Genomic DNA, 9376 nt, shown 5'->3' with positions numbered 1-9376 from the left:
CAGCGCTATGTCTCGCGCTACAACATCAGCAGGCCTCATAGCTACAACGACTACCGGTCGCCGGTCGTGAAGGAAAGGTTGGCGGCGTGAACCTTAATCAGTGTCCAAGATTACTTGACCAGTTCAGTAAGCCTCCCACATTTTGTACAGCGGTGGCTCAGCGAAACCGATCCACCTCATGGCGCAGGCTCGCCGCCAATGTCTCCAGTTCCTTGGCGGTAATCGCCAGGTTGGACACCACTTCCCGCTGCTCGCTGTTGGCCAGCGCGATGCTCTGCAGGTTGCTGCTGAGCAAGGTCGCGGTGCTGCTCTGCTCTTGGGTGGCGGTGGTAATCGCGGCGAATTGCTGGCCGGCCGAGCGACTTTGCTCGTCGATACGTGCCAGGGCCGAGGCCACGTCGGCGTTGCGCGACAGGCCTTCCTGCATCAGCGCGTTGCCTTGCTCCATGGTGCTGATGGCGTTGCCGGTTTCCTTCTGAATGCTCTGGATCATGCCGGAAATTTCATCGGTGGCTTCACGGGTACGCGACGCCAGGTTACGTACTTCGTCGGCCACCACAGCAAACCCACGGCCTTGCTCCCCTGCGCGGGCGGCTTCAATGGCGGCGTTGAGCGCCAGCAAGTTGGTCTGTTCGGCAATCGAGGTGATCACGCCGACGATCCCGCCGATTTCCTGGGAGCGCTGGCCGAGGGTGTTGATCACCGTGGCCGTGCTGTTCAGGGCGGTGGCGATGTGTTCCAGCGACGACGACGCTTCCTGCATCGAGGTGCGGCCAATGCGGGTCTGCTGGGCGTTTTCCTGGGCCAGGCGTTCGGTATTGCCCATGTTGTCGGCGATATTCAACGACGTGGCGCTGAACTCCTCTACCGCGCCGGCCATGCTGGTGATTTCGCCGGATTGCTGCTCCATGCCCTCATAGGCACCGCCGGACAAACCGGATAAGGCCTGGGCGCGGCTGTTGACCTCTTCGGCTGCGTTACGGATATGCGAGACCATGGTCGACAGCGCTTCGCCCATCTGGTTGAAGCTGCGCGCCAGTTGGCCGATTTCGTCATGGCTGGACACGTTCAAGCGCGCGCTCAGATCGCCCGCCCCCAGGGACTCGGCCTGACGCACCAGGTCACTCAGGGGCTGCAACTTGCTGCGCAGCAGCCAGACCGTGGCGCCCACCGCCAGCAACATCGCCAGCACGCTGCCGATCACCAGGCGAATACCCACGGCCCAGGTCACAGCGCGGATTTCAGCTTTCGGCATGCTCGCGACTACAGCCCACGGACCACCTTCGAACGGTACCGAAACGCTATAGAAATCTTCGTTCTTGTCGCTCCAGAAGCGGCCTTTGCCTGGGGTCTTGGCCAGGTCCAGCATCACCGCCACCGATTGATCCAGCGCCTGCACACCGGCGGGTGGCACCAGCCAGTGCTTTTGCTCATCCAGCAGCGCAAGGGAACCGGTCTGGCCAATTCGGAAACGCTTGAGGTTTTCGAATTGGGCGTTCTGCGCATCGGTGTAGTCAAAACCGATGAACAGCACGGCGATGACCTTACCGCCGCTGTCACGCACCGGGCTGTACTGGGTCATGTAGGAGCGATCGAACAACACCGCCCTGCCGATGTAGGTCTGCCCACCCACAACGCGCTGATAGGCCGGGCCCTGACGGTCGAGGACGGTGCCGATGGCGCGGTTGCCATCCTGCTTGGTCAGGGACGTGCTGATCCGGATGAAGTCGTCGCCACTGCGCACAAATACGGTGGCCACGCCGCCGGACATTTGCTTGAACTCATCCACTTCATCAAAGTTGTTATTCAGCACCTCGCTGCCCAGGTACAGGCTGGGCGTCTGAACACCGGCTACGGTCACGGGTTGGTCCGCATGCACGCTCAACCCGGCGCCGAAGCGCTTTTCAAACAGCCCGCTCAAACGCTGAGTGCTCTCGCGCAAGGTGCCGTGGAAGGTATTGAGCTGGTCGGCGAGCAGACGCGCCTCACTGGCCAGGTGTTCCTCGCGGGTGTCGAGGTTAGCGGAGTCGAGGGAACGCAAGGCAAACACCGTACTGCCGCTGATAACGACAGCCAGAATCACGGCTAACGCGAGGCCTAACTGGGAGGCAATCCGGGCGCGAGGTTGAGACATGACAGCTCCTGGCCGAGGCCAGGATCATCCTGATCTCATAGCGCTGCTCGGCAAATTATCTGATGGGAAACGTTGGTGCACGATAGTTCCAACACACCTACTTCGGCTGGCCGCAGCAATACTTGAGCGATTCACAGGGGTATGACGCAAACGGTTGCGAACCAACGCTTCCACCCCTTCAGTCGAGGCGCTCTACCGCAGGCAACACCATCGCCTGCACCTCGCCTTGCAGAAAATCCGCCAACCGTCGCAAGCGCTCGCCGCCAGGGCGGGTTTTTGGCCACACAAGGTAGTAATTTTCCCCACTGGCCACCGCCGTCGGCCACGGCAGGCTCAATCGTCCCTGGGCGACGTCTTCAGCCACCATCAGCAAATCGCCCATGGACACGCCGTAGCCCCGCGCAGCAGCGATCATGCCCAGCTCCAGGGTGTCGAACACCTGCCCGCCCTTGAGTGACACTTGGGACGACAGCTGCATGCGCTCCAGCCAGTTGCGCCAGTCTCGCCGGTCGGGCGTGGGGTGCAGCAATTCGGCGGTGGCCAGGCGCGCGGCATCCCAAGGTCCATCCTCCAGCAGGTTCGGCGCACCGACAGGAATCAACAGCTCCGGGAACAGGTAACGGGCCTCCCAATCCGCTGGAAAATGCCCATCGCTCAGCAGCACCGCACAGTCGAAAGGCTCCTGATTGAAGTCCACCTCGTCCACGTTCATCCAGGCGCTGGTCAGTTGCACCTCATTGCCCGGCTGCAGCGCCCGGAAGCGGCTGAGCCGCGCGAGCAGCCAGCGCATGGTCAATGTGGAGGGGGCCTTCATGCGCAGGATGTCATCTTCGGCATTCAAGGTATGGCAGGCCCGCTCCAGCGCCGCAAACCCTTCGCGCACGCCGGGCAACAACAGGCGCGCCGCCTCAGTGAGCTGCAAGGCGCGGCCGTTGCGCTGGAACAGGCGGCAGGCGAAATGCTCTTCGAGCGTGCGGATATGTCGGCTCACCGCACTTTGGGTAATCGACAGCTCCTCCGCAGCGCGGGTGAAGGAGCTGTGCCGGGAGGCCGCTTCAAAGGCACGCAACGCATAAAGAGGAGGAAGACGACGAGACATTGGGAAAGCTCCGACAGCACAGTGCTGAAACCCTACCAGAATCAATCAGACATGAGTTTTAATCATGCAAACGATCGCATTTATCCCTTTGTGCAATGGGCTGGAAGCGCCGAGAATCAAACCCTCCCCAACCCTCTGACTTTTTGAGCGTGATGATCATGCAGCATCCGGCACGTACCGAACTCTGGGCCATTCTGCGGCTGTCAGGGCCGTTGATTGCCTCACAGTTGGCACACATGCTGATGGTGTTGACCGACACCCTGATGATGGCGCGCCTGAGCCCCGAAGCCCTGGCCGGTGGCGGCCTGGGCGCGGCGAGTTATTCGTTCGTCGCGATTTTCTGCATCGGCGTGATTGCCGCCGTGGGCACCTTGGTTGCGATCCGCCACGGCGCGGGTGATATCGAAGGCGCCACCCGCCTGACCCAGGCCGGGCTGTGGCTGGCCTGGCTGATGGCCTTGGCGGCGGCCCTGCTGCTGTGGAACCTCAAGCCGGTGCTGCTGATGTTCGGCCAGACCGAAACCAACGTGCACTCGGCAGGGCAATTTCTGACCATGCTGCCGTTCGCCCTGCCTGGCTACCTGAGCTTCATGGCCCTGCGCGGTTTCACCAGCGCCATCGGCAAGGCCACTCCGGTGATGGTGATCAGCCTCGGCGGCACGGTGGTCAACTACCTGCTCAACCACGCGCTGATCGAAGGCATGTTCGGCCTGCCCAAGCTCGGCTTGATGGGCATTGGTTTAGTCACGGCCATTGTCGCCAACAGCATGGCGCTGGCATTGATGTGGTACATCCGCAGCAACCGGGCTTATGCAGCCTACCCGCTGGGCACCGGGCTGCTGCGCCTCAACACCCAGTACTTGCGCGAGCTGTGGCGCCTGGGCCTGCCGATTGGCGGTACCTATGCGGTGGAGGTCGGGCTGTTTGCCTTTGCTGCACTGTGCATGGGCACCATGGGCAGCACGCAGTTGGCAGCGCACCAGATCGCCCTGCAAATCGTGTCGGTGGCCTTTATGGTGCCCGCGGGGATGTCCTACGCGGTGACCATGCGCATCGGCCAGCACTACGGCGCCGGGCAATTGCTGCATGCGCGCATGGCCGGGCGCGTCGGCATAGGCTTTGGCGCGGCAATAATGCTGGGATTTGCCGCCGTGCTGTGGCTGTTTTCAGACCCGTTGATTGGACTGCTAATCGACCACGACAACCCGGCGTTCCACGATGTGATCGTCCTGGCCGTCAGCCTGCTCGCCGTCGCCGCCTGGTTTGAGCTGTTCGACGGCGTGCAAACCATCGCGATGGGTTGCATTCGCGGGCTCAAAGACGCCAAGACCACCTTCCTGATCGGTGCAGGCTGCTACTGGTTGATTGGCGCGCCTTCAGCCTGGTTGATGGCCTTCACGTTGGGCTGGGGTCCCACCGGCGTGTGGTGGGGCCTGGCGCTGGGCCTGGCCTGCGCCGCGATTAGCCTGACCTGGGCGTTTGAAGCGAAGATGAAGCGGATGATTCGCCGGGAAGGCCAGGAGCCCGAAGCCGACACCGGCTTTCAGGCTGCACAGGTCGACTAGAGCCCCTCGCTCACGCAGGTGCGCTGGCCATTGCCGAAGGTCAGGTATTCCACCAACTCCGGCAACGGCAGCGGCTTGCTGATCAGGTAACCCTGGGCCTGGTCGCAGCCGAACAACCGCAACAGTGCCAGTTGCTCGGGAGTCTCGACACCTTCGGCCACCACTTCCAGATTGAGGTTGTGCGCCAGGTTGATCATGGCGTGCACCAGCTTGCGGTTTTCCTCACGCTCTTCCATGCCGCCGACGAAGCTCTTGTCGATTTTCAACAACGCAATCGGCAGGCTGTTGAGGTGCACGAACGATGAGAAACCGGTGCCGAAGTCATCCAGGGAAAACCGCACGCCCAAACGGCCAAGGGCGTCCATGGTCTGCTTGACCAGGTCACTGCGGCGCATCACGGCGGTTTCGGTCAGTTCGAATTCCAACCATTGCGCTTCCACGCCGCGCTCGCTGATCAGCCGGCTCAGCGTAGAAAGCAGCTGGCTGTCCTGGAACTGGCGAAACGACAGGTTTACCGCCATATGCAGCGGCGGCAGGCCGCGTTCGCGCAGGTCTTGCATGTCACGCAAGGCCCGGGAAATCACCCAGTAACCCAACGGTACAATCAGCCCACTCTGTTCGGCCAGTGGCACGAATTCACTCGGCGGCAACAGGCCACGCTCGCCGTGGCGCCAGCGCACCAGGGCTTCCAGGCCAACGATATGCCCGTCGTCCAGGTCGAGGCGCGGCTGGTAATGCAGCTCCAGCTCATCACGGCGCAAGGCACGGCGCAGCTCGCTTTCCAGGTCGGCCAGGCTGCGCGCGTTGCGGTTGATGCGTTCGTTGAAGATATGAAAGGTACAGCCCTGGGTACTCTTGGCTTGCTGCATGGCGATATGGGCGTGCCACATCAGCGGGTCGGCGCCGGCACGCGCCCGGGCATGGGCCACGCCCAGGCTGCAGCCGATCAGCAGGCTTTCGCCATCCACCCAATAAGGCTCGGCCATGGCTTCGGTGATGCGCTCGGCCATCCACTCCGCACGCTGGGGCGCGCGGCGCGTATCGATCAGCAGGGCGAATTCGTCGCTGCCCAGGCGCGCCAGTTGATCGCCGGCTTCGAGCTGGCTCTTAAGCCGCGAGACCACTTGCAGGATCAGGCGGTCGCCGGCCTGGTGGCCGAGGGCATCGTTGGCATGGCGGAAATTATCGAGGTCCAGGTGACCGAGGGCCAGGCCGCGACCTTCGTTCTCGGCCAACCGTGCGGCCAGCAGGGTCTGGAAGCCCTGGCGGTTGGCGATGCCGGTGAGCGGGTCCTGTTCGGCCAGGCGCTGCAGAGTGTTTTCCAGCACACCACGCTCACGCACATGGCGCAGGCAACGACGCAGGGTGTCAGCGTCCAACGCATTGCGGATCAGCCAATCACTGACGCCCAGCGGCGAAACCAGCGGTTCCTGCTCCAGCAACAACACGCACGGCAAGCTGCAACGGCCAGGGCCGGGTTGCAGGCTGGGCGTGGTCAACAGCACGGCGCTGTCGTCGTCGTCGAACAGACGACTCACCGAGTCCCAGTTTGGCGCGCTGATCAGCACAGCCCCATCGCCCATCGGCGCCAGGCACTCGCGCAACAACGCTGCCCACTCAGGCGTATCGGCCAGTAGCAGCAAACGCAAGGGTTCGACAGGCGTAGACAAGCTAGCTCCCTAGACTCTGCAAAAATTCGTTGGCGGCGGGCATTATGACGTGCGGCCTGATAATCACCAATGATAGGGGCTATCAAATACGCAGGCTGTAAGCAATTGTCTTAAAAACCCAGACATCCTGCGGCAAAGTATCAAAAGCGGCAAATTTAGATCGAGTGGTACGTCACACCGTCGATCCAGGGCAGCAGAATCTTGCCAGCCTGTTAAAATGCCCGCCCTTTTGAACAACGACTCCCTGAATTCCGTATGTCCCGACTCAATCCCCGGCAGCAAGAAGCCGTGAACTACGTCGGCGGCCCTCTATTGGTGCTCGCCGGTGCAGGCTCCGGCAAGACCAGCGTGATCACCCGCAAGATCGCGCACCTGATCCAGAACTGTGGCATCCGCGCCCAGTACATCGTCGCCATGACCTTTACCAACAAGGCGGCGCGGGAAATGAAAGAGCGCGTCGGCACCCTGCTCAAGGGGGGCGAAGGCCGTGGCCTCACGGTGTGTACCTTCCACAACCTGGGCCTGAACATCATCCGCAAGGAGCATGTGCGGCTGGGCTACAAGCCGGGCTTCTCGATCTTCGACGAGACCGACGTCAAGGCCCTGATGACCGACATCATGCAGAAGGAATACGCGGGCGACGACGGCGTCGACGAGATCAAGAACATGATCGGCGCCTGGAAAAACGACCTGATCCTGCCGCCCGAAGCCCTGGAAAATGCACGCAACCCCAAGGAACAGACCGCCGCCATCGTTTACACCCACTACCAGCGCACGCTCAAGGCGTTCAACGCGGTGGACTTCGACGACCTGATCCTGCTGCCGGTGAAGCTGTTCCAGGAACACGCCGACATCCTCGAAAAGTGGCAGAACAAGGTGCGCTACCTGCTGGTGGACGAATACCAGGACACCAACGCCAGCCAATATTTGCTGGTGAAGTTGCTGATCGGCACGCGCAACCAGTTCACCGTGGTGGGCGACGACGACCAGTCGATCTACGCCTGGCGCGGCGCCCGCCCGGAAAACCTGATGCTGCTCAAGGACGACTACCCGTCCCTGAAAGTGGTGATGCTGGAGCAGAACTACCGCTCCACCAGCCGCATCCTGCGTTGCGCCAACGTGCTGATCTCGAACAACCCCCACGAGTTTGAAAAACAACTGTGGAGCGAGATGGGCCACGGCGATGAGATCCGCGTGATCCGCTGCCGCAACGAAGACGCCGAAGCCGAGCGCGTGGCCGTGGAAATCCTCAGCCTGCACCTGCGCACCGACCGGCCCTACAGCGATTTCGCGATCCTCTATCGCGGCAACTACCAGGCCAAGCTGATCGAACTGAAGTTGCAGCACCACCAGGTGCCGTATCGCCTGTCAGGCGGCAACAGCTTTTTCGGACGCCAGGAAGTGAAAGACCTGATGGCCTACTTCCGCCTGATCGTGAACCCGGACGACGACAACGCCTTCCTGCGCGTGATCAACGTGCCGCGCCGCGAGATTGGTTCTACCACCCTGGAAAAGCTCGGCAACTACGCCACCGAACGCAAGATCTCGATGTACGCCGCCACCGACGAAATCGGCCTGGGCGAACACCTGGACACGCGCTTCACCGATCGCCTGTCGCGCTTCAAGCGCTTCATGGACAAGGTGCGCGAGCAGTGCGCCGGCGAAGACCCGATCAGCGCCCTGCGCAGCATGGTCATGGACATCGACTATGAAAACTGGCTGCGCACCAACAGTTCCAGCGACAAGGCCGCGGATTACCGCATGGGCAACGTCTGGTTCCTGATCGAAGCGTTGAAGAACACTCTGGAAAAAGACGAAGACGGCGAAATGACCGTCGAAGACGCCATCGGCAAGCTGGTGCTGCGCGACATGCTCGAGCGCCAGCAGGAAGAGGAAGACGGCGCCGAAGGTGTACAGATGATGACCTTGCATGCGTCCAAGGGCCTGGAATTTCCCTATGTGTTCATCATGGGCATGGAAGAGGAAATCCTCCCGCACCGCTCCAGCATCGAAGCCGACACCATCGAGGAAGAACGGCGTCTGGCCTACGTGGGCATTACCCGCGCACGTCAGACACTGGCCTTCACCTTTGCCGCCAAGCGCAAGCAATACGGCGAAATCATCGATTGTGCCCCCAGCCGGTTCCTGGACGAACTGCCGCCGGATGACCTGGCCTGGGAAGGCAATGACGACACCCCGACCGAGGTGAAGGCCGTTCGCGGCAACACCGCCCTGGCGGATATACGCGCGATGTTAAAGCGCTAGAATCGACTACTTTTTAATCTACTTTCGGCGCACAACCCGCCATTAGAGGAAGCTTTCCGTGGAAGCACTGCACAAGAAAATTCGCGAAGAAGGCATCGTGCTTTCCGATCAGGTACTCAAGGTCGACGCCTTTCTGAATCACCAGATCGACCCGGCGCTGATGAAACAGATCGGCGACGAATTCGCCGCGCGGTTCAAGGACGCGGGCATCACCAAGATCGTCACCATCGAAGCGTCGGGCATCGCGCCGGCAATCATGACCGGTCTGAACCTTGGCGTACCGGTGATTTTCGCACGCAAGCAGCAGTCCCTGACCCTGACTGAAAACCTGCTGTCGGCGACGGTGTATTCCTTCACCAAGAAAGTCGAAAGCACCGTGGCGATCTCGCCGCGTCACCTGACCAGCAGCGACCGCGTACTGGTGATCGATGACTTCCTGGCCAACGGCAAGGCATCCCAGGCGCTGATTTCGATCATCAAGCAGGCCGGTGCGACCGTTGCCGGTTTGGGGATTGTGATCGAGAAGTCGTTCCAGGGTGGCCGTGCGGAGTTGGATGCGCAGGGTTATCGGGTTGAGTCGCTGGCGCGGGTGAAGTCGCTGGCCGGTGGCGTCGTCACCTTCATCGAGTAATTTGCTACGAGG

The 9376-nt window shown here is 61.6% G+C and carries 6 protein-coding genes; 3 read left to right on the top strand and 3 right to left on the bottom strand.

The window, feature by feature from the left end:
* Positions 1-157: 157 nt before the first annotated feature.
* Both HCF10_RS16180 and HCF10_RS16175 read right to left on the bottom strand, forming a co-directional pair.
* Positions 158-2134, bottom strand: a complete 1977-nt coding sequence (locus tag HCF10_RS16180) for a methyl-accepting chemotaxis protein (RefSeq protein ID WP_167655938.1) — start codon at positions 2132-2134, stop codon at positions 158-160.
* Between the two features lie 178 nt (positions 2135-2312).
* On the bottom strand, positions 2313-3233 hold the full coding sequence (locus tag HCF10_RS16175; protein WP_167655937.1) for a LysR substrate-binding domain-containing protein: 921 nt from the start codon (positions 3231-3233) through the stop codon (positions 2313-2315).
* 152 nt (positions 3234-3385) lie between these two features.
* Between HCF10_RS16175 and HCF10_RS16170 the strand changes: the two genes are divergently transcribed.
* Complete coding sequence (locus tag HCF10_RS16170) at positions 3386-4798, top strand: NorM family multidrug efflux MATE transporter (protein ID WP_131697631.1); 1413 nt, start codon at positions 3386-3388, stop codon at positions 4796-4798.
* On the opposite strand, the gene HCF10_RS16165 is transcribed toward HCF10_RS16170, so the two are convergent.
* Positions 4795-6468 carry a putative bifunctional diguanylate cyclase/phosphodiesterase gene (locus HCF10_RS16165; RefSeq protein ID WP_131697632.1) on the bottom strand — a complete coding sequence of 558 codons (1674 nt, stop codon included), beginning with the start codon at positions 6466-6468 and terminating at the stop codon, positions 4795-4797. The genes HCF10_RS16170 and HCF10_RS16165 overlap by 4 nt on opposite strands.
* Positions 6469-6723: 255 nt before the next feature.
* On the opposite strand from HCF10_RS16165, the gene rep reads away from it, so the two are divergent.
* Together rep and HCF10_RS16155 are read left to right on the top strand one after the other, a co-directional pair.
* Positions 6724-8733: a DNA helicase Rep gene (gene rep, locus HCF10_RS16160; protein ID WP_027608306.1), complete on the top strand. Its 2010-nt coding sequence runs from the start codon at positions 6724-6726 to the stop codon at positions 8731-8733.
* A 58-nt stretch (positions 8734-8791) separates the two neighbouring features.
* On the top strand, positions 8792-9364 hold the full coding sequence (locus HCF10_RS16155) for a xanthine phosphoribosyltransferase (RefSeq protein ID WP_167655936.1): 573 nt from the start codon (positions 8792-8794) through the stop codon (positions 9362-9364).
* Positions 9365-9376: the final 12 nt, after the last annotated feature.

Source organism: Pseudomonas sp. B14(2022), assembly GCF_012030485.1.
In the GTDB taxonomy this organism is placed as follows: Bacteria; Pseudomonadota; Gammaproteobacteria; order Pseudomonadales; family Pseudomonadaceae; genus Aquipseudomonas.
The sequence above is the reverse complement of the archived record's forward strand: the minus strand, read 5'-3'. Positions and strand labels throughout refer to the sequence as shown.

What these genes read in the sequence shown, in the direction of transcription:
- HCF10_RS16170 (WP_131697631.1), top strand. Translation starts at nt 3,386, where the DNA reads ATGATCATGCAGCATCCGGCACGTACCGAACTCTGGGCCATTCTGCGG.
- rep (WP_027608306.1), top strand. Translation starts at nt 6,724, where the DNA reads ATGTCCCGACTCAATCCCCGGCAGCAAGAAGCCGTGAACTACGTCGGC.
- HCF10_RS16175 (WP_167655937.1), bottom strand. Translation starts at nt 3,233, where the DNA reads ATGTCTCGTCGTCTTCCTCCTCTTTATGCGTTGCGTGCCTTTGAAGCG.
- HCF10_RS16180 (WP_167655938.1), bottom strand. Translation starts at nt 2,134, where the DNA reads ATGTCTCAACCTCGCGCCCGGATTGCCTCCCAGTTAGGCCTCGCGTTA.